Below are 22073 nucleotides of genomic sequence, written 5' to 3'. Positions count from 1 at the left end.
CTACTCCCTTTTTTAATGTACCTACAAAGTAGAAGAAGGTCTCTTTTTCTTTTTTGTGGGTGTTATCATTTTTTCATCTGAAGGACCTATGGATTCTTTCTTCACTGGATGGATTACCATTTTGACAAGTAAAGAAACACCATATACACTCACAGCTAGTCCACAAAGCAATAGGATTATTTGAACAAAAAACGGTAAGTTTATTAGAATTGAAATAAGAATAATCATTGAGCCACTTCCGCAAATTAAAGCAGCCTTTGTTAATGCACTCAAGGGAATTAAACCTCCTAAAAACACTCTTTTTACTAGTATGCCATATTTTTATACTCTATCACATAGCTTTAGTTGAGCTGACGGATAGAATTATCTGATGGGTAAAATAAAAATAGGCATCTCAGAACTAGATTCTGAGATGCCTATTTGAGATGACCCGTACGGGATTCGAACCCGTGTTACCGCCGTGAAAGGGCGGTGTCTTAACCACTTGACCAACGGGCCTATATGGTGGCGGCCGAGGGGATCGAACCCCCGACCTTACGGGTATGAACCGTACGCTCTAGCCAGCTGAGCTAGGCCGCCAAATTTATAAATGGAGCGGAAGACGAGGTTCGAACTCGCGACCCCCACCTTGGCAAGGTGGTGTTCTACCACTGAACTACTTCCGCATGTCGTTTAAGCAACAAGTTAAATAATACAAGCCAATCGTGCTAGTGTCAAGTAGGTTTATTAAAAAATATTTAAAGATATTTTAGGAGAATTAACATAGCAGGATATTTTAGCGGATTTTTAGTTCTTACGTAGAAATGTATCGGGGGGAATAGCTGAATAAAGGCACTAATAGTACGCAAAATCCCTTCAAATTAGGGTTTAAGACCAATAGTAAGTGATTACTATTTTGCTTCAATAAATAGATTTTTCAATATTTCTTTTGATTAACAGCCCTTTACTATAGAAATTGTTGCCAGTTCTCGTATTTATGAATAGCTATTAGTCGAAATATTTATATTTTTTTATGTCAACGTCAGACAATCTTTCCACACATAATTTTTTATAATAACCAAAAGTGCGGAAAGGGGATAGTTAAATGACAAGTATTGAATGGTATAATACAACGAATGTAGATGACCAAAAAATAGGTTTGAAAAAGAAGCAGATCCTAATAGGCTCTCTCTTTTTTTTAACAGCCTTTTTCTTGGCTCAATCTGTTGTATTTGAAGCGACTGTACCGTTCTCAGTTCCTTTTTGGGCCATTATCCGAACGAAATATAGGGAGTATGCCAAATTTGTTTTATTTGGGAGTTTAGCGGGTTGCTTTTTTCTGGGCTTTGGACAAGTCCTTATTCTCGCTTTACAAATCTTCCTGTATGAATGTATTATGCGTTTCCGTTACTGGCAACTGCCCCAAAGTATTGCGGTGTCTTTAGCTGTATTACTGGTACAAATAATGTGGCAAGGAGTGATGTATCAAGGCTTACCACCAGTGCTTGTACAATTTTATGTGGGCTGTGAAGCAGCTTTAGCTCTTATTATGACATTGTTTATGCAGGTACTATTTGTTAACTCGTATGAATGGTTTACGACGCATTGGACATATGAAAAACTAGGTTCAGGATTAGTCGTCTTTGCAGCCATGCTTACCGGGATGCAAGCAGTTGTAATTAGCTATTTTTCACTCCCTATTTTTTTACTGCAGCTCTTTATCTGTTTTGGTGCATTGGTTGGAAGTGTTCCGTTAGCAACTGTTATTGGAGCAGTACTAGGGACTCTTATCGGTGTGGCCAAGCTTTCGTTTACGGGTATGCTCTCGGTTGCTACCTTAACAGGATTGTGTGCGGGTATGGGAGCGAAGGGTGGTAGATTTGGTGTTGCTATCGGTAGTATTTTACCGAGTGTATTTTTTCTATTTTATGACGCCACATTGCCTTTAGATAGTGTTTATTTCACCTCAATTGCCATTGGGAGTATTCTATTTCTAACAATTCCAAAGAAATATTCAGATAAGGTAAGGGACAAGCTCTTTCCACAACGAGAGGAGATTTTACTAGCCCGACAGAATTGGTTAACGGAACATGTAACGTATAAATTAGAGCACTTTCAGCATTTTGTGCAATTCATGAAGGAGCTTGTGTTTGATCGCTTTATGACGGCACCAGTAGAAGCAGCAAAGGAAGTAGCGCCAATGAATACTTGTTTAAGTTGTTTCCGTTACGATCATTGCTGGGGAGCGCAAAATAATGGTATGGACAAGCTGATGACAGATTGGTTTCATATGAAAGGAGTAGGAAAGGAATCAGCTATTCATCGTGTAGAAGAACAAATACGCTATAAATGCGTGAAATCCACGAAAATTTTTGAGGAATTAGATACAGAGCTCTATAGAGAACGCATTAACGGGCAATATTTCCATGGTAAAAAAATGATTGCCTTACAACTTCGAGATATGAGTAATCATTTGAATCAGCTAATTGCTGAGATGAAGGAGGATACAATTTCTTTTGTAAGTGTTGAAAAGGACATTGTTGAACGCTTAAAGGAGGCCAATATTGAATGTTTTCAACTTGATGTCTTAAGCAATAAACCAGGAGCAAGAAAGATTGTTTGTGCCTTAGCACCAGCACGTGTCAATTGGGAGAAAGATACGACATTAGCTGAACGTATGATTCTGCCGATTCTTTATGAAATATTTGATGAACCTTTTGAAATTGAAAAAGTAGTAGCCTGTGAAATACCGTTTCGTCATGTTCAAATATGCTTTAGATCAGCTATTAGCTTTGAAGTAGAGTATGATATATATAGCATGTCTAAAGATGCAACATTATACTCGGGCGATTCTCATGCCCTTTTCCAATTGCATCCTGGATTATTTGCAATTTTGCTGTCTGATGGTATGGGGCAAAGTAAAGAAGCACAACATGAAAGTAGAAAATTGATCCATTTGATGCGAGAGTGTCTAAATTACAATATGAATCCAGAAACTGCCATGCATACGCTCCATTATGTCATGGCATTAAAGCAACAAGATGATATGTATGCAACTCTTGATTTTGCACTTGTCGATTTACAGCACGGCGATTTGTGGTCGTGGAAGGCTGGTGGAATGTCAACCTACATTTTGCGTGGTAAAGAGGTACTGAAAGTTGAAAGTAATGCAGCACCTGTAGGATTCCTATCTATTTCAACAGTTGAAGCTGAAAAAAGAAAACTAAAGGCAGGAGACGTTATTTTAATGCATTCAGACGGCCTGTTCTCAAGTGTAGCTGATTGGGATGAACAAGAGGAGACATTTTTAGCTTTCGCACAGCAGGTAGCAAGTACAAATAAAACCATTCAAGAAAAGCTAACAACCATTATGCAATCATTCCAAGGTTATTTTGAAATAGAAGATGACTGTACAGTATTAATGTTAGAGGTGACGCATGTTGTACCGACATGGGCTGTTTTTAGGCCAGCTCAGTATTCTATGAGTAAATCATCATAAAATAACAACGAAAAGGGGAGGAGAAGCGTTTGTCATTTGAATTAAAGGTCAAAACATTTATTGAAGAAGAGCAATTATTACAGCAAGGCGACCATCTTCTCATCGCCGTTTCGGGTGGGGTAGACTCTATGGCTTTACTTCATTACTTTGTTCAAACACAGGAGCAGTGGAACATTCAGGTGGAGGCTGTACATGTTGATCATATGTTGAGAGGGGAAGCCTCTGCTGAGGATAGAGCTTTTGTTCAAAAATATTGTGACGATAATGGTGTTTACTTACATGCTACGGAAATTCCAATACCAGCAATTATGGCACAGGAAAACGGTAATACACAGTTAATTTGTCGTAGGGAAAGGTATCGATATTTCAAAGAAGTTTTGCAAAAAACAAATGCTAATAAGCTTGTAACTGCACATCATGCGGATGACCAACTGGAATCAGTATTAATGGCCCTTACAAAAAATGCAACAATGAATAGTATGCAAGGCATACGTCCACAAAGACTTTTTGAAGGAAAATCATTAATTCGTCCGTTTTTAACGGTTACAAAGTCTGAAATAGGGGAATATTTACTTAGAAAAGGTTTGGATTATCGAGAAGATGCAAGCAATTCCAAAGATACCTATGTACGCAATCGTTTTAGACATCATGTGGTACCATTACTGGAGGCAGAAAATCCGCGAGTGACTGAACAGGTGACCCATTTCACAAAGCAATTGCAAGAAGACGATACCTTTTTAATGACATTGGCCCAAGATGTATTTTCCCAAATTATCATAAGAAGTAACGAAAATACATATAGCATGGAAATTGAGGCTTTTCAATTGGTACCACTTGCTTTACAAAGGAGGCTCATTTTAATACTATTAAACTATCTTTACAAAGATTCAAATACGATACAAAGTTATGCCTTATTGACTTCAATTTTAAAGCTTTGTGATACAACAGCAGGGTATGCTGAAATTCACTTACCTGAAGATTTTCTAGCAGTTCGCCGTTATGGGAAATTAACGATTCAGAAAAATGAGCCGTTAGAAGGCCGAGCTTCTCCTGAAAACCAGGTTATTTCGACTGCTAATGGCTGGACAACACTGACAAATGGTGAGCGCTTACGCGTAGTCAATTTGCATGATTTATCGTCTGAATTGCTGACGGATACTGCACAACTTTTTTATTTTAACGCTAGCAAACTCCACCTACCGCTCTATGTTCGGGCACGCAGGGATGGAGATAGAATGCTGTTAAAAGGAATGGATCAGCCAAAACGCTTATCTCGCCTTTTTATAGATGAAAAGATTCCTTTAAATGAGCGAAATAGCTGGCCGTTACTGATTTCTCAATCTGATGAGGTGGTAGCGGTAATTGGTGTGCGTATGGGAATATTTTTTTCAACCACTCCGCAACCAAACGATGATACAGTGCTCATCGTAGACTAAGGTCTTTGTAAAATATTTCAACGTAATAGGTTGAAGATTTTTTGATACATCACGAGGAGGAATCGATATGTTACAAAACGACATCGAAAAAATTATGATTACAGAAGAACAATTGCAAGAAAGAATTGCAGACTTAGGCGCGCAATTAACAGAGGAATACAAAGATGCATTTCCATTAGCTGTTGGCGTTCTTAAAGGGGCAATGCCATTTATGACGGACCTAATGAAACGTTTCGATTCTTTCATCGAACTGGATTTCATGGATGTCTCTAGCTATGGTAATGCTACCGTGTCATCAGGTGAAGTAAAGATTTTAAAGGATTTGAATACAAGCGTTGAGGGACGTGACGTATTAATTATCGAGGACATTATTGATAGTGGTTTAACTTTAAGCTATCTAGTAGATTTATTTAAATACCGTAAAGCAAAGTCCATTAAAATTGTTACATTACTTGATAAACCATCAGGTCGAAAAGTGAATTTATCTGCTGACTATGTTGGTTTTAAAGTGCCAGATGGCTTTGTTGTAGGATATGGCTTAGATTACGCTGAGAAATATCGTAACTTACCTTATATCGGTATTTTGAAGCCTGAGGTATATTCTTTCTAAGATACAAAAGCTATAACAAGTAAAGGTCTCCAGCGCAAGTCATGTATTTTTTGTTATGTTTAACATAATTCAAAATCTTGACACAATGTTCAGCTATATCGAGCCCGAGGAACAGGTACAATTACGCTGGGACATATAAAGATGGCCTAAAAACTGTTGTGATAACGGCAATAAGTGAACGAAACATTTTTTAAGTAGGGCTTTTCGTTGTATGATGAAATCATGATATGTTAAGATTTTACTTATAATTTTTCTGTTTGTAATGAGGAGGCTGGAGATGAATCGAATATTTCGATATACCATATTCTATCTACTGATTTTCCTAGTGATTATCGGTATTTTTGGTACTTTCAATGGTGGAAATTCACCAACGAAAGAATTAACTTATCATGAGTTTCAAGAAGCTCTAGATAAGAAAGAAATAACAAGTGCTACAATTCAACCTGATAAATCAGTTTACGTCGTTGAAGGAACACTGAAGGGGTATGAAAAAGGGGAAAGCTTTACTACAAACATCCCTCGTGAAAACCAATCTTTAATGGACCGCATCGATGAGGCTGCTAAGGATAAAAATAGTAATATTAGTTTTTTAGCAGCACCAGAAACTAGTGGATGGATTCAATTCTTTACAGGAATTATTCCTTTCATTATCATCATTTTCTTATTCTTCTTCCTAATGAGCCAATCTCAAGGTGGCGGTAATAAAGTGATGAGCTTTGGTAAAAGTAAGGCTAAACTGTATGATGATCAAAAGAAAAAAGTACGTTTTACAGATGTAGCAGGTGCTGATGAAGAGAAGGCAGAGCTTGTTGAGGTGGTAGAATTCTTAAAAGACCACCGCAAATTCACTGAAATCGGTGCCCGTATTCCAAAGGGTATCTTACTTGTAGGTCCTCCAGGTACAGGTAAAACATTACTTGCACGAGCAGTAGCAGGTGAAGCAGGCGTTCCATTCTTCTCTATCTCAGGTTCTGACTTCGTAGAAATGTTTGTCGGTGTTGGGGCTTCACGTGTTCGAGATCTATTTGAAAATGCTAAGAAAAATGCTCCATGTATCATCTTTATCGATGAGATTGATGCAGTAGGTCGTCAACGTGGTGCTGGTCTCGGTGGAGGCCATGATGAGCGTGAACAAACATTAAACCAATTATTAGTTGAAATGGATGGTTTCGGTGCCAATGAAGGGATTATTATCATTGCCGCAACAAACCGCCCAGATATTTTAGATAAAGCATTATTACGTCCAGGTCGTTTTGACCGTCAAATTACAGTAGGGCATCCTGATGTAAAAGGACGTGAGGCAATTCTTAAAGTACATGCACGCAATAAGCCTTTAGCAGATACAGTTGATTTAGCAGCAGTTGCTCAACGTACGCCAGGTTTCTCAGGTGCGGACTTAGAAAACTTACTAAACGAAGCGGCGCTTGTAGCAGCTCGAAAAAGTAAACGCACTATTAATATGACAGATATCGATGAGGCATCAGACCGAGTAATCGCTGGTCCTGCAAAAGCTAGTCGCGTATATTCAGCCAAAGAGAAGAAACTGGTATCCTTCCATGAAGCTGGCCACGTAGTTGTTGGTCTTGAACTAGATGAGGCTGATACAGTACACAAAGTAACAATTGTTCCTCGTGGGCAAGCGGGTGGATATGCGATTATGTTACCGAAGGAAGAGCGCTTCTTTACTACAAAGCAAGAGCTTTTAGATCGTATTGCAGGTCTTCTTGGTGGTCGTGTAGCTGAAGAAATTGTTCTTGGTGAAGTTTCTACAGGAGCTCATAACGATTTCCAAAAGGTTACAAGCATTGCCCGTGCTATGGTTACTGAATACGGAATGAGTGAGAATCTTGGAGCAATGCAATTTGGCTCAAGTCAAGGCGGTAATGTATTCCTTGGCCGTGACTTTAATTCTGACCAAAACTATTCTGATTCAATAGCCTATGAAATTGATAAAGAAATGCAAAAAATTATTGATACACAGTATGAGCGTACTAAACGTATCCTTACGGAAAAACGCCATCTGCTTGATTTAATTGCCAATACGCTAATGAAAAAAGAAACATTAAATGCACAGGAAATTGAGCATTTACGTGATCATGGTGTATTACCTGAACCAGAGGCTGTAGAACAAATTGAGGACACTACTCCAAAGATTGAAGCAAAGCCAACATTAGATACAATTGGTGAACCTGTTGTTGAAAAAGAGCTACTAAGTAAAGAGCCAAATCCAACAACTTTGGATCTAGCAAAAGAGCGTAAAGAACCAAATGATGCACCTAAGGGTATCGATGAAAAACGTGATTAAAAATAGGAAGACTGTTTACTAGTTCAGTAAGCAGTCTTTTTCTTTGCCTTTTCTTGCTAATAAGCATTAGGATATAGTAGTAAAAAAGACAAGCTGCATTTAGGATAGATGTGGTATTTGTGAGCTAAAACAGATAGGAGTGTTTAAACATGGGAAATGTTGCATTGAATAATGGTCTTAAAATGCCTTTGGTTGGTTATGGTGTTTTTCGAGTACCTGAAGGAGATGACCTAGCTGAAGCAGTAAAAACAGCGATTGCAAAAGGTTATCGTAGTATTGATACAGCACAAGTATATCGTAACGAAGAAAGTGTTGGGCGAGGAATACGAGCAGCCATTGAAGAAGGCTTAGTAACTCGTGAAGAACTATTTATCACATCAAAAGTTTGGAACGATGGACTTTCCTATGAAGAAACACTTGCCGCATATGATAGCAGTTTGGAGAAAATAGGATTAGACTATTTGGATTTATATTTAGTACATTGGCCAGGCATAGACCAAAATTATATTGAGGTTTACAAAGCGCTAGAAAAGATTTATCAAGATGGTCGAGTACGCTCAATTGGTGTTAGTAATTTCCATGTACACCATTTGGAAAGCCTTTTGAAGGAAACGACTGTTGTCCCTGTTATTAATCAAATCGAATTCCATCCACATTTAACACAGGAGGAAGTTCGTGCTTATTGCCAGGATAAGGGCATACAGGTGGAGGCATGGTCTCCATTGATGAATGGATCTCTACTGGAAGAAGCGTTGATTCAAGAGCTAGCCTCTAAATACGGTAAAACGCCTGCACAGATTGTGTTACGCTATGATGTGCAACATAATGTTGTCACGATTCCAAAAACGATGACACCTGCACGTATGACTGAAAACCTAGATGTTTTTGACTTTGTGTTAACTGAGCAGGAAATGACACAGTTGGATGCAATGAACGATGGCTTGCGTTGTGGTCCAGATCCAGAAAAATTTAATTTCAAATGATTTCAAGAGAGGCTGCCAATTTTAGGGGCCTCTTTTTAAAGAAAGCATGAAAAATCTTCTCCAGCCTGTAGCTGACACTTCGCCTACGGTACAAACAACATCTGCTGAATCAAGATAAAAAGTATGGTATCATTTTCTAAAGTGTTTTAACTTCATTTCAGTTAGATAGAAAGTTGTAACATGAGGATTGGGAAAGTTACAATGGCGATATGGGAGGTGTCAGTTTTGATTTTAGTTTTAGATGCAGGGAATTCAAATATTGTATTAGGTGTCTATGATGACAACGATCAATTAGCCTTCCATTGGCGTATGGTGACGGATCTTCATAAAACAGAAGATGAATATGCCATGCAAGTTCTTTCATTTTTTAATCATGCAGGCATTTCGTTTGAACAAATAACAGGCATTATTATATCCTCAGTTGTGCCACCAATTATGTTTTCGTTAGAGGCGATGTGTCAGAAGTATTTTCGAAAAAAGCCTTTAGTAGTAGGACCAGGTGTGAAAACGGGTTTAAATATTAAATACGAAAATCCTCGCGAGGTTGGGTCTGACCGCATTGTGAATGCCATAGCAGCTCTAGATTTATATAAGGCCCCTTGTATCATAGTTGATTTTGGTACAGCAACAACCTATTGTTATTTGAACGAAAAGGGCGATTACATGGGTGGTGCTATTGCGCCAGGCATCACTATCTCTACAGAGGCTCTTTATACTCAGGCTGCAAGATTGCCGCGTATTGAAATCGTTCGACCTACACATATAGTGGGAAAAACGACCGTTTCTGCTATGCAGGCAGGAATTTTTTATGGCTTTGTTGGACAAGTAGAGGGCATTGTTAATCGTATGAAAGCACAAAGTAAAGAGGAGCCATTAGTAATTGCTACAGGTGGTTTAGCAAATCTAATCGCAGGGGAGACACAAATTATAGATGTTGTAGATCCATTTTTAACGTTAAAGGGTTTATATAAGCTCTATAAACGTAACCAATAGGAAATGAGGGACATTCCATTTATGAATGATTATTTAGTAAGAGGTTTAGGATTTAATGGGCAAGTTCGTGTGTTTGCAGCTCGTACAACAGCCACAGTAGGAGAAGTGCAACGCCGTCACGATACATGGCCAGTTGTATCAGCAGCTTTAGGTCGTTCAATGACAGCGGCTGTTATGATGGGAGCCATGTTAAAAGGTGAGGAGAAAATCACGATTAAAATTGAGGGCAACGGCCCAATTGGCCCAATGGTAATTGATAGTAATGCGCATGGAGAAGTGCGTGGATTTGTGACAAACCCTCATGTACACTTTGATTTAAACGAGCAAGGTAAGTTAGATGTTCGAGCAGGCGTTGGAACAGAAGGAGCTCTTACAATCGTTAAAGACCTTGGCTTGAGAGATATGTTTTCAGGGCAAACACCAATTGTTTCTGGCGAAATTGCTGAAGATTTTACTTATTATTTTGCTACATCTGAGCAAGTACCATCATCCGTAGGTTTAGGCGTATTAGTTAATCCAGACAACACTATTCTTGCAGCAGGTGGATTTATACTTCAATTAATGCCAGGCTGTGAGGAAGAAACAATTACTGAAATTGAACAACATCTTGCTACAATAGAGCCTGTTTCAAAAATGATTGAAAAAGGTTTTACACCAGAGCAAATTTTAGAAGCTGTATTAGGCAATGGACATCTACAAATTCTAGATTCCATGCCAGTTGAATTTAAATGTCAATGTTCAAAAGAGCGGTTTGGTGCGGCAATTTTAGGTCTAGGAACAGCAGAAATTAGAGAAATGATTGATGAGGATGGCGGTGCAGAAGCACAATGTCACTTCTGCTTAGAGACATACAGCTTTTCTAAAGATGAGCTAGAAGGGTTTATCGATGAGCTCAACGCGTAATCGGCGACCTTCAACCAATGTAACACCAAACCAAACTCCTTTATTGCAACGTCGTTTAAAGACAAAACCTGCTTTAGCTGTCATAGCCGTTTTGTTATTAGGAAATATTTTATGGTTCATTAGTTGGTTGATCCCAAACAAAGGTCAAGAAATTGGTAGCGACGAACAAGTCGCTGCCATTGACGGGGATGTTATCACACGCCAAGAGTGGATGATTGCCATGGAAGAACGATATGGTAAAGAAACACTGCAAAATTTAGTGAATGAAACAGTAATGGAAAAGGCAGCAAAAACATATAAAATTAAAGTTACTGATCAGGAAATTGATCTTGAACTAGCGTTAATGCGATCTGCTCAAGATAAGTTTGATACAGCCATGCAAAATCTTTCGGCAGAGCAACTACGCCAAAAGATTCGTTCACAGCTTATATTGGATAAGGTACTCACGAAAGACGTAGTGATAGAGGAAGAAAGCGTTGAAAAGTATTATGAGGAAAATCAAGGATTATATAATACAAAAACAAGCTATCGTACGAATTTTATTGAGGTCGATTCAAAAAAAGCTGCTGATGAGGCATTGGGTGAATTAAAAAATGGCTCTGACTTTACAGTGCTGGCACGAGAAATCTCTGTTGATAGTGCTTCAGCAAGTTTAGGAGGAGATATTGGTTTTCTTACAGAGAATCAGGAAAATCTAGACCCTGCAATTATTAATGCTGTGAAATCGATAAAGGCAAATGAGGTAAGTAAAGCCTTTAAGTTAGATAATGGTCATTATGGCATTGTTCAAGTGCAAGAGGTATTAGAAGGACAATCCTTTACATATGACGATGTGAAAGAACATATTGAGCGTGAATTAGCTTTAGAGCAATTGCCGCAATCTGTTACGCCAGAAGCATTTTGGTCTGAATTTAATGCTACTTGGTATTATGGAGAGTCTAAAAAAGAAAAATAATACATGAAAGAGTCTGCAGGTTTTGCGGGGTAAAATGAGTCTGATCAAACTTACAGGCATTTGTAGTGATTTACCCAATAGATGCAGATTCTTTTTCTTTAGCCGATGATAAAGTTTTTCCTTTTCAACGCAATGATAAATATTCTGAAAATATATGCTTTATTTATTGACAATCGAATGGAAAAATTGATAAAATACAAAATAAGTAAAACCTATAAAAATAGTAGGGATTGGGAGTGGATTAGTAAATGAGTAGATTAGCAAACTCGGTAGCTGAATTAGTTGGTAAAACACCAATTGTAAAATTAAACCATGCAACAAGTGAAAATGAAGGTACTGTGTATGTAAAATTAGAATATTTTAATCCAGGAAGCTCAGTAAAAGACCGCTTAGCTTTAGCGATGATCGAAGCTGCGGAAAAAGACGGGACATTAAAACCAGGTGGTACAATTATTGAGCCGACTTCTGGTAATACAGGTATTGGTCTTGCAATGATTGCTGCTGCTAAAGGTTATAAAGCCATTTTAGTTATGCCAGAAACAATGAGCTTAGAGCGTCGTAATTTATTGCGTGCTTATGGTGCAGAGCTTGTGTTAACGCCTGGTCCAGCGGGTATGAAGGGGGCAATTGCTAAAGCAGAAGAACTATCTGCAGAGCATGGCTACTTCCTGCCACAACAGTTTACGAATCCAGCGAACGCGGTAATTCACCGTTTAACAACAGGTCCTGAAATTGTAGAAGCATTTGATGGCCTAACACTTGACGCATTTGTAGCGGGTGTTGGTACAGGTGGTACAATCACTGGTGCAGGTGCTGTCTTAAAAGAAAAGTATCCAAGCATTGAAATCATTGCTGTTGAGCCAAAAGATTCACCAGTTCTTTCTGGTGGTCAACCAGGGCCACATAAAATTCAAGGAATTGGCGCTGGATTTGTACCAGCAGTTTTAGATACGGAAGTCTATTCTTCAGTATTCCCTGTTGAAAATGAGGTTGCTTTTGAAGTAGCACGTAAAGTAGCACGTGAAGAAGGAATCCTATGTGGTATTTCATCTGGTGCTGCAATCTATGCTGCAATTGAAGCGGCAAAACGTTTAGGCAAGGGTTCGAATGTTCTTGCTATTGTGCCTTCTAACGGTGAGCGTTACCTATCAACACCTTTATATCAATTTGAAGACTAATTAAAGTTTTTTATGTAAGGGCTCCTTTATAAAAGGAGTCCTTGTTGTTGAAAAAAGGTGATGTCAACGGCAGAAAAAGCAATTTTACAAGGCGAGGGGTTGATTTCCGTTCCGCCAGCGTCCTTTCCAGGGGGCGTCCGATGAGCCGCTTCCCTCACTAGCGTTCGCTCTAGGGTCTCCTCTGTGACGCTAAATCCCCTAGGAGTGACGCTGGCTCCACTCCAATCAACCATTCTGTAAAAGTGTCTTTCCCTCTTTCATACTAGTAGTAGTGAACAAAATAGCCCACTATTTGTCTTATTAGAGAGAGGAGAGGCACTTATTTTTAATGTGGAGAAGTGATGCGTGACAACACTCCTTCATAAAGAGTAGTGAACATCTTCACTTTATTTAAAAACCTTTGCTAAAAAGGTAACACTTTTGTGGATTGGAGTGGAGGGCTACTTGAATCCCGTGAGATAGCGAGACAGGCAAAACTCTAAACGAAGCGGTAGCGGAGGAAGCAATTCGGCGCTCGCCCATAGGAAAGCAAGTAGCCTGCAACGGAAATCCATTTCTACCTTTCAATTGACTATTTTGTTTTTCAACACTAAGGGCTCCTTTATAAAAGGAGTCCTTTTTAATGCAAAAAAATGGACACTATGAAAATTATAAAAATATTCGCTTCTATGTAATAATCAAGTTAAGATGGAATCACATCATATGTTTAAAGGGGAAAATAACTTGAAGACAATACTTACGAAAACATTAACGATGGATGCAGATTCATTTTTTTATAGCTATAAAAATCAGACAGAGACTCAGCAAGCACATGTGTTTTTAGAAAGTGGACGTGGTGGACATTTTTCAATAGCTGCGTGGAATCCATTAGCTATCGCACAATCAGTAGAGGGTGGGCTTTTAGTAAATTGGAGAAATGGTAGACAAGAAGTTTTACAAGGTGAGTCCCTCGACTTATTGGAAGAGCTTGTGGCGGAATATCGGGTTACTTATAATGCAGAGCTTCCTGTTTTTCAGGGAGGGGCTATTGGATTCGTTGCGTATGATTATGCCCGTAAAATTGAGGAGCTTCCTAATACGGCAATAGATGATCTACAAGTACCAGATATCTATTATTATATTTTTGATTGTTGGGCAGTACATGATGTGAAAACAAATACAGTGACACTTATGAAGCTAGAAGATAATGAGGTCAACTTGGAAGAATGGGCTAACAACTGGCATGTTGCAGCACAGGCTGGATTAGGCGCGCGCAAATTTGAAAAAACAAATGCTACAGAAGTTATGAATGATGAGAACGAATTACTTGTTTCATTTGCAGGAGCTGATTTCGAGGCAGCGGTTAAAAAAATACAAACGTATATCGCGCAAGGTGATGTCTTTCAGGTGAATTTATCTGTTCGTCAGTCTAAGAACCTAAATGCAACTGCAATGGATGTCTATGAGGCACTTCGAGCGTTTAATCCGTCACCATATATGGCTTATATTGAAGCACCTGATTTTGCTGTTGTTTCTGGATCACCAGAGTTATTAGTCAAGCGTCAAGGCAATGAGTTGTCGACGAGACCAATTGCGGGTACTCGACCAAGAGGAAAATCCGAAGTGGAAGATTTAGCATTGGCTCAGGAGTTAATTGATAATGAAAAAGAGCGTGCTGAGCATGTAATGTTAGTGGATTTAGAGCGTAATGATTTAGGCCGAGTATCGACCTATGGAACAGTGGAAGTGGATGAGTTTATGGTCATTGAGCGCTATTCACATGTTATGCACATCGTTTCAAATGTGCGAGGAGAAATAGCAGAAGGCAAAACGAATGCAGATGTTATTCGTGCAATGTTCCCAGGTGGGACAATTACGGGAGCGCCAAAGATCCGCACTATGGAAATTATTGAAGAATTGGAGCCTGTACGACGTGGTTTATATACAGGCTCAATCGGCTGGCTAGGCTTTACCGGTGATATGGAGTTTAATATTGTGATCCGTACAGCATTTATAAAAGATGGGGTTGCGCATATTCAGGCTGGCGCAGGCATTGTCATTGACTCTGTTCCCGAAAGAGAGTATCAGGAATCTTTAAACAAAGCGAAGGCAATGTGGCAGGCGAAGGCAATGGCAGAGGAGCGAGCAAAATGATTTTAATGATCGACAATTATGATTCATTTATTTATAACATCGTCCAATATTTGGGTGAATTTGGTCATGAGATAGTTGTGAAACGTAATGATGTTATGACAGTAGAGGAAATAGAACAACTTGCACCCGATATGATTGTTATTTCTCCAGGACCTTGTAGTCCGAATGAGGCGGGTGAAAGCCTGAACATTATTAAATATTTCGCAGGAAATATTCCGATTTTAGGGGTTTGCCTTGGACATCAGGCACTTGCACAGGTGTTTGGTGGCAATGTCATACGAGCGGAACGTCTAATGCATGGTAAGACATCACCCGTGCTGCATGCAGAAGTAGGTTTGCATAAAGGTATGCCAAATCCATTCCAAGCAACTCGCTATCACTCTCTTATTGTAGAAAAGGAGACATTACCAGCGTGTCTAGAAGTAACAGCTTGGACAGAAGAGGGAGAAATTATGGGTCTTCGTCATAAGGAATATCCAATTGAGGGTGTACAATATCATCCAGAATCCATTATGACGGAGCAAGGGAAAAAACTTCTTCGCCAATTTATAGAGATGTATGTAGAAGGAGTGAAATAGATGCAGTGCTGGATGAATGGAAACTATATGGCGGCCCAGGATTTGCGGATTTCGCCATTTGATCATGGGTTTTTATACGGTTTGGGATTTTTTGAAACGTTCCGAACATATAGGGGTCAGGTATTCTGCTGGGAAGAACATATGGAAAGATTACAGCATGCTTTATCACAATATCACATTCATTTAACCTATTCTGAAAATGTATTACTTGAGGTTGTACAACAACTAAATCAACTGGCAGGCGGTCAGGATGGCTACTTCCGTTTAAATGTATCCGCTGGAGAGCATAATATTGGATTACAGCCAACAGAATATAGGCAACCCAATGTCATCATTTTTCGCAAGGAACTTCAGGACACACCGCGTGGTACTGAAAAGATTGCACAATGGCTTACTACAACACGCAATACACCTGAACAAGGGGTACGAGTTAAATCGCATCATTATGGCAACAACGTACTTGGTCGCTTTGAAATGCCATCACTGGCCAAACAAGAAGGTTTCTTTTTAACGGAACAAGGCTATGTGGCTGAAGGTGTGACATCAAATGTTTTTTGGGTAAAAAATGATATACTATATACGCCTTCCTTGGAGACAGGTATTTTACCAGGGATTATTCGTGCATGGATTATAGAGAAGGCCAATGTGCTAGATATCGAAGTACAGCAAGGCTTTTATACAAAAGAAGACTTACTACAGAGTACGGAATGCTTCATTACCAATTCAGTACAAGAGTTTGTGCCTATTAGTAGCTTGGATAACCAGCGATTTTTAGGCAATAAAGGACCTATTTATTCGCTTTTGCATGGGGCATTTATTCAAGAAGTACAGCAAGGATAAAGGAGCGTTTACATGCTAGAAAAATATACGAAACCATTAACGATTAATGGTATTACATTAGACTATACACAAGAAACATTTGTTATGGGGATTCTAAATGTTACACCAGACTCCTTCTCTGATGGAGGAAAGTATAACAATGTGGTGGCTGCTGTTGCTCAAGCGAAAAAAATGGTAGCTGAAGGAGCAAAAATCATTGATGTAGGTGGGGAATCTACACGTCCAGGGTATGAACGAATTTCAGATGAAGAAGAAATTGCACGCATTGTGCCCGTTATTCAAGCATTAGCAAAAGAAGTAAAGGCCGTTATTTCTGTTGATACGTATAAAGCAAGTGTAGCGCGTGCTGCAATTGAAGCGGGCGCACATATAATCAATGATATTTGGGGAGCGAAAGCAGAACCAGAAATTGCTCAGGTGGCCGCAGATTTACATGTTCCTATCATTTTAATGCATAATCGTGAAAATATGGATTATGGCGTTGATTTTTGGACGACTGCAAAGGCAGATTTAGAAAAAAGTATTGCCATCGCACAGCAAGCTGGAGTCCCTGATCATCATATCATCTTAGATCCAGGTATTGGCTTTGCTAAAAATACTGCACAAAATATAGCTATGATGCAACACTTAACGGAATTAGTGGCTATGGGCTATCCGGTATTATTAGCAACATCACGTAAATCAATGATTGGTAATGTTTTAAAGCTACCTGTTGAGGAGCGTCTTGAAGGGACAAGTGCAACGGTGGCTTATGGAATTGAAAAGGGCTGTCATATGATCAGAGTTCACGATGTAAAGGAAATGGCGCGTACAACACATATGGCGGATGTATTAGTGGGTAAACGTTTGTTTAAGGAGGAAGCTTGATGGATTATATTCATTTAAAGGACATGCAGTTTTATGGCTATCATGGTGTGTTAGCCGCGGAAACGACTCTAGGTCAACGCTTCCGAGCAAATGTTTCGCTTGCAGTAGATATGACAAAAGCTGGGGAAACGGATGATCTTTCTTATACAGTTAATTATGCAGAGGTATATGCGTTATGTCGCGATATTGTAGAAGGCGAACCGTTTAAGCTTATTGAGGCTCTTGTTGTGAAAATAGCGAATGCAATTTTAGCAACCTATCCGGATAAAGTAGAGGGCGTTCGTGTAGAGCTCATTAAACCAGACCCACCCATTCATGGCTATTACAAAGAGGTATCTGTTGAGGTAACGAGAGGTGATTTCTAATGAAGGATGTCTATTTATCTATCGGAACAAATATGGGAGAGAGATATGAGAATCTTCAGCACGCAGTAGCCCTTTTAAAGGAAAAGAAGGAAATTGAGCTAATTCGTGTTTCATCTGTTTATGAAACAGCAGCTGTAGGTTATACGGATCAGGCAGATTTTTTAAATATAGCTGTTCATCTAAAAACAGATATATCGTCTGCTGAGATGTTGAAGATTTGCCAAGCAATCGAACAGGAATTAGGGCGTGTAAGAGAATTTCGCTGGGGCCCACGGGTTATTGACCTTGACATTTTACTTTACAATCAAGAGAATATTGAAACGGAGAGCTTAATTGTTCCTCATCCAAGAATGTATGAGCGAGCATTCGTCCTAGTACCACTTATAGAGATTACACCTTCACCACTGGATGAACAGCTACAACAAGCGCATGATCTGTTACAGCAAATGGATTGTGAAAAGGAAGGCGTGATCTTCTGGAAACTTTTTAATGAGCCTTCAACGGTGAATTAAGTAATGGTGTAGGAATGAATTATCAGCGTATAGCATTAACGATAGCTAGAGAAAAATAGGTAAAGCCTATAGAGGAGGAAGAAAAACGTTGGGTCAGTCAACAGAGAAGCCATTTCAAATTGGCGATATTGTCATGGACAATCGAGTAGTATTAGCGCCAATGGCTGGGATTTGTAACTCTGCTTTCCGATTAACGGTTAAGGAGTTTGGTGCAGGTCTCGTATACGCTGAAATGATTAGTGATAAGGGCATTGTCCAAAAAAATGAAAAAACATTAGGTATGCTTTATATCGATGAACGCGAAAATCCTCTGTCATTGCAAATCTTTGGTGGGGATAAAGCAACCTTAGTGGAAGCAGCGAAATATGTGGATGAAAATACAACTGCTGATATTATTGATATCAACATGGGATGCCCTGTTAATAAAATCATAAAATGTGAAGCGGGTGCACGCTTGCTACTTAATCCAGATAAAGTATATGAAATGGTAGCGGCTGTTGTGGATGCCGTCAAAAAACCAGTTAGCGTAAAAATGCGTATTGGCTGGGACGAAGAGCATATTTTTGCAATTGAAAATGCCCAAGCTGTGGAGCGGGCAGGTGCATCTGCAGTAGCAGTTCATGGTCGTACACGTGTACAAATGTATGAAGGTAAAGCGAACTGGGATTACATTCGTCTAGTGAAGGAAAATGTCAGCATTCCTGTGCTTGGTAATGGGGACGTGGAAACACCACAAGACGCGAAACGCATGCTTGAAACTACAGGCGTAGATGCAGTAATGATTGGACGTGCTGCTTTAGGTAATCCATGGATGATCTACCGTACGGTTCAATACCTAGAAACAGGTGAATTAAAAGAAGAACCAGGTGTACGTGAAAAAATGGATGTATGTCTATTACACTTTGAACGACTTCTTCAATTAAAAGGAGAAGGAATTGCAGTTCGGGAAATGCGTAAACATGCATCATGGTATTTAAAAGGGATTCGCGGCAATGGTAAAGCACGCAATGCCATTAACCAAACTGAAACTGCGGCAGAGCTTCGCGCATTGTTAAATGGTCTTGTACAGGAGTATGAAGAGAGCGAATCTAAATTGATTGTTCCAGAAGCCAAAGAATTAATTATATAGATACATGATGGGCGTCTCTACAATTTGGTAGAGACGCCTTTTAGCTGCAACTTTAATTTTTAGAATTATTAATTATTTTGTATTAGGTTGAAAATAAACTGAAACAGATGATTACAGCACTAAAATTGTGTACAATAGAAATATTATGGACGTAAACGCGGACAATTTACTTAAGGAGTGAAACAAGTGTCAAATATAGAAGAATTAAATGATCAACTATTGGTGAGACGCCAAAAGATGACAACTATACTAGAAAACGGACAAGATCCATTTGGAAGCCGTTTTGAGCGTACACATTTATCAACAGAAGTACGTGAGCAATTTGCAGATCAAACAAAAGAGCAGCTTGAGGAAAACCTTCAAGAGGTTATTATTGCGGGCCGTATTATGACGAAACGTGGTAAAGGAAAAGCTGGCTTTGCGCATATTCAGGATTTAAGTGGTCAAATTCAAATTTATGTTCGCCAAGATCATGTAGGCGAAGAAGCGTATGAATTATTTAAACAAGCTGATTTAGGAGACATCGTAGGTGTGCGCGGTAACGTATTCCGTACACAAGTGGGAGAACTTTCTGTAAAGGCTGAGGAATTCACGTTCCTGACAAAAGCGCTACGTCCTATGCCAGAGAAATTCCATGGCTTACAGGATGTTGAGCAACGTTATCGCCAACGTTACCTAGATTTAATGACAAACGAAGATAGCAAAAAAACATTTATCACTCGTTCTAAAATTATCCGTGCAATCCGTAATTATTTAGATAATGCTGGATACTTAGAAGTAGAAACTCCAATGCTTCACACAATTGCTGGTGGCGCAGCTGCTCGTCCATTTATTACGCATCACAATGCACTTGATATGGAATTATATATGCGAATTGCAATCGAATTGCACTTAAAACGTTTAATAGTTGGTGGTTTAGAGAAAGTTTACGAAATCGGACGTGTGTTCCGTAATGAAGGAATTTCTACACGCCACAACCCTGAATTTACAATGATTGAACTATACGAAGCATATGCTGATTATCAAGATATCATGTCTCTAACTGAAAACCTTATTGCACATGTTGCCCAAGAAGTTCTAGGTACAACAACAGTTCAATATGGAGAAGATCAAATTAATCTTGCGGTAGGTTGGAAACGGGTTCACATGGTAGATGCTGTAAAAGAGGCAACGGGTGTAGATTTCTGGCAGCCAATGACAAAAGAACAAGCACAAGCGCTTGCTAAAGAGCATGGAGTAGAAGTGAAGGATGTTCATGAAGTAGGTCATATTATCAATGAATTCTTTGAACAGAAAGTAGAAGAGACACTTGTACAGCCTACATTTGTATTTGGTCATCCAGTAGAAATCTCACCTCTTGCGAAGAAAAATCCAGAGGACGAGCGTTTTACAGATCGCTTTGAGTTATTCATCGTTCGTCGTGAACATGCAAATGCCTTCACGGAGTTAAATGACCCAATCGACCAACGCCAACGCTTTGAAGCGCAATTAGCAGAAAAAGAAGCAGGTAATGATGAGGCACATGAAATGGACAATGATTTCATTGAAGCATTAGAATACGGTATGCCTCCAACAGGTGGTCTAGGTATCGGTATTGACCGCTTAATTATGCTACTAACAAATTCACCATCAATTCGTGATGTATTATTGTTCCCAACGATGCGTCATATTACAAAATAGTAAATTGTAGTGTAGGTTTTTCATAGAGCTATAAAAGAGCAGTAATGTATGAAGTGGAGAATTCACAAGATAAGTGAATTCTCTTCTTTTTGTTCAATGAAAAAAATTAAGTTGTTTAAACGTTGATTAAATTTAGGTTATACTTTTATAGTTCTATGTTTTTCAATACAATAAGTATAAAAAAGAAGTATTTTATTGGGGGCTTATAATGAATTACAAAATTATTAACAAACAAGTATTTGAACAGGCACAATTACGTTCTGTTTCTGATGTTCCATTTACGGAGGAAGAGCTCGAGCATGGTATGAAGTTAGTCGTTGCTAAAAAAGACGAGACGCTTACCTTATATTTAGTGGAAATAGATGGCCACAAGAAATTTGAAGTTCGTTGGGATGATTCTTCTGAAATCTTCAGTGGCTGGTATTCCGCATGGGATAATTTCTTATGGTGCTTAAACATAGTCGATCCTCAAAGTAATGACATAAAATAGGGGCATCTTAGAAATAAGCAGGCGCTAAAGTACAGAAGACGTACTTTAGCGCCTGCTTATTTTAGGTTGGGATTGAAGCAACATAGATTGTAGATAGAGATATAGTTATTATGAAGGAATAAACGGTTTTGTATGATTTGTAGTTTTTATCAAGGAAGAAGGACATCTGTAAAAGGATGATCTCTTATTATAGAGTAATGATTTTGTTAGCTACAACTACCAACTTTAAGAGCTATAAAATTATTAGTATTTTAATTTAAAATGTTGAGATTTAATAGAAAGAGATGTATAGTAAAACAAATAATTAAGTAAGAAACGAGAATACGATAATTAAAACTCTCGTAAATGCACAAAATAGCTTATAAAATCAATTTTATTAAAATAAAATAGAATTTGTGTAAAAAACACTTGCGAAGTTTTTTATAACGTGATAAATTATTACTTGTCGTTAAGACAATGCAATTAACAACATCGAGCTTCAAAAATGAATTTGAAAAAAGATGTTGACAGAAATAAATGATTATAATATAATTTAAAAGTTGTCTCTGATAATTTTTGAAAAAACTTTTAGAAAAAGTGTTGACAACGAAATGAAGAAATGTTATAATATAAAAGTTGCTGTCGAAAGACGGTTACGA

General features: G+C 38.7%; 19 protein-coding genes and 3 tRNA genes. 18 read left to right on the top strand and 4 right to left on the bottom strand.

What is annotated here, in order from left to right; all coding sequences use genetic code 11:
* Positions 1-21: 21 nt before the first annotated feature.
* From ACEVFT_RS18960 to ACEVFT_RS18945, 4 genes are all read right to left on the bottom strand, one after another.
* The gene (locus tag ACEVFT_RS18960) at positions 22-273 is read right to left on the bottom strand and encodes a hypothetical protein (RefSeq protein ID WP_205446366.1); all 252 of its coding nucleotides are present in this window, start codon (positions 271-273) and stop codon (positions 22-24) included.
* Between the two features lie 153 nt (positions 274-426).
* Positions 427-498, bottom strand: a tRNA-Glu gene (locus tag ACEVFT_RS18955).
* Between the two features lie 4 nt (positions 499-502).
* Positions 503-579: transfer RNA gene (locus ACEVFT_RS18950), tRNA-Met, on the bottom strand.
* 11 nt (positions 580-590) lie between these two features.
* Positions 591-665 (bottom strand) — tRNA-Gly (locus ACEVFT_RS18945).
* A gap of 419 nt (positions 666-1084) precedes the next feature.
* On the opposite strand from ACEVFT_RS18945, the gene ACEVFT_RS18940 reads away from it, so the two are divergent.
* The 18 genes from ACEVFT_RS18940 (at position 1085) to ACEVFT_RS18855 (ending at position 21435) form a co-directional block, all read left to right on the top strand.
* On the top strand, positions 1085-3478 hold the full coding sequence (locus tag ACEVFT_RS18940) for a SpoIIE family protein phosphatase (RefSeq protein ID WP_393951014.1): 2394 nt from the start codon (positions 1085-1087) through the stop codon (positions 3476-3478).
* 29 nt (positions 3479-3507) lie between these two features.
* The gene (gene tilS / locus ACEVFT_RS18935; RefSeq protein ID WP_393951013.1) at positions 3508-4914 is read left to right on the top strand and encodes a tRNA lysidine(34) synthetase TilS; all 1407 of its coding nucleotides are present in this window, start codon (positions 3508-3510) and stop codon (positions 4912-4914) included.
* Positions 4915-4981: 67 nt separating this feature from the next.
* Positions 4982-5524 (top strand): hypoxanthine phosphoribosyltransferase, encoded by a 543-nt coding sequence (gene hpt / locus ACEVFT_RS18930; protein WP_205446369.1) that lies wholly within the window; start codon positions 4982-4984, stop codon positions 5522-5524.
* Between the two features lie 277 nt (positions 5525-5801).
* Complete coding sequence (gene ftsH / locus ACEVFT_RS18925) at positions 5802-7829, top strand: ATP-dependent zinc metalloprotease FtsH (RefSeq protein WP_393951012.1); 2028 nt, start codon at positions 5802-5804, stop codon at positions 7827-7829.
* Positions 7830-7978: 149 nt separating this feature from the next.
* A complete protein-coding gene (locus tag ACEVFT_RS18920) occupies positions 7979-8812 on the top strand; it encodes an aldo/keto reductase (protein WP_393951011.1) in 834 nt (277 codons plus the stop codon).
* Positions 8813-9037: 225 nt separating this feature from the next.
* Positions 9038-9805 (top strand): type III pantothenate kinase, encoded by a 768-nt coding sequence (locus tag ACEVFT_RS18915; protein ID WP_342442142.1) that lies wholly within the window; start codon positions 9038-9040, stop codon positions 9803-9805.
* Positions 9806-9826: 21 nt separating this feature from the next.
* Complete coding sequence (gene hslO, locus ACEVFT_RS18910; protein ID WP_205446373.1) at positions 9827-10708, top strand: Hsp33 family molecular chaperone HslO; 882 nt, start codon at positions 9827-9829, stop codon at positions 10706-10708.
* Positions 10692-11663: a peptidyl-prolyl cis-trans isomerase gene (locus ACEVFT_RS18905; protein ID WP_205446374.1), complete on the top strand. Its 972-nt coding sequence runs from the start codon at positions 10692-10694 to the stop codon at positions 11661-11663. Before hslO ends, ACEVFT_RS18905 begins: the two co-directional genes overlap by 17 nt.
* A gap of 248 nt (positions 11664-11911) precedes the next feature.
* Positions 11912-12841: a cysteine synthase A gene (gene cysK / locus ACEVFT_RS18900; protein ID WP_205446375.1), complete on the top strand. Its 930-nt coding sequence runs from the start codon at positions 11912-11914 to the stop codon at positions 12839-12841.
* Between the two features lie 702 nt (positions 12842-13543).
* On the top strand, positions 13544-14974 hold the full coding sequence (pabB, locus tag ACEVFT_RS18895) for an aminodeoxychorismate synthase, component I (protein ID WP_393951018.1): 1431 nt from the start codon (positions 13544-13546) through the stop codon (positions 14972-14974).
* Positions 14971-15552: an aminodeoxychorismate/anthranilate synthase component II gene (gene pabA / locus ACEVFT_RS18890; protein ID WP_205446377.1), complete on the top strand. Its 582-nt coding sequence runs from the start codon at positions 14971-14973 to the stop codon at positions 15550-15552. The genes pabB and pabA overlap by 4 nt, the downstream gene beginning before the upstream one ends.
* Entirely contained in the window at positions 15553-16392 is an 840-nt protein-coding gene (gene pabC, locus ACEVFT_RS18885) for an aminodeoxychorismate lyase (protein WP_393951010.1), read from the top strand.
* 12 nt (positions 16393-16404) lie between these two features.
* A complete protein-coding gene (gene folP, locus ACEVFT_RS18880; protein WP_393951009.1) occupies positions 16405-17259 on the top strand; it encodes a dihydropteroate synthase in 855 nt (284 codons plus the stop codon).
* Positions 17259-17624: a dihydroneopterin aldolase gene (gene folB, locus ACEVFT_RS18875; RefSeq protein WP_205446380.1), complete on the top strand. Its 366-nt coding sequence runs from the start codon at positions 17259-17261 to the stop codon at positions 17622-17624. The genes folP and folB overlap by 1 nt, the downstream gene beginning before the upstream one ends.
* Positions 17624-18136 (top strand): 2-amino-4-hydroxy-6-hydroxymethyldihydropteridine diphosphokinase, encoded by a 513-nt coding sequence (gene folK, locus ACEVFT_RS18870; RefSeq protein ID WP_393951008.1) that lies wholly within the window; start codon positions 17624-17626, stop codon positions 18134-18136. Before folB ends, folK begins: the two co-directional genes overlap by 1 nt.
* Before the next feature lie 88 nt (positions 18137-18224).
* Positions 18225-19265 (top strand): tRNA dihydrouridine synthase DusB, encoded by a 1041-nt coding sequence (dusB, locus tag ACEVFT_RS18865; protein ID WP_393951007.1) that lies wholly within the window; start codon positions 18225-18227, stop codon positions 19263-19265.
* Between the two features lie 177 nt (positions 19266-19442).
* A complete protein-coding gene (gene lysS / locus ACEVFT_RS18860) occupies positions 19443-20945 on the top strand; it encodes a lysine--tRNA ligase (RefSeq protein WP_342442149.1) in 1503 nt (500 codons plus the stop codon).
* A gap of 208 nt (positions 20946-21153) precedes the next feature.
* Positions 21154-21435 carry a hypothetical protein gene (locus ACEVFT_RS18855; protein WP_205446384.1) on the top strand — a complete coding sequence of 94 codons (282 nt, stop codon included), beginning with the start codon at positions 21154-21156 and terminating at the stop codon, positions 21433-21435.
* Positions 21436-22073: the final 638 nt, after the last annotated feature.

It is taken from the genome of Lysinibacillus sp. PWR01 (assembly GCF_043359455.1).
Lineage (GTDB): Bacteria > Bacillota > Bacilli > Bacillales_A > Planococcaceae > Lysinibacillus > Lysinibacillus fusiformis_F.
This window is presented reverse-complemented; position numbering and strand designations above follow the sequence as displayed.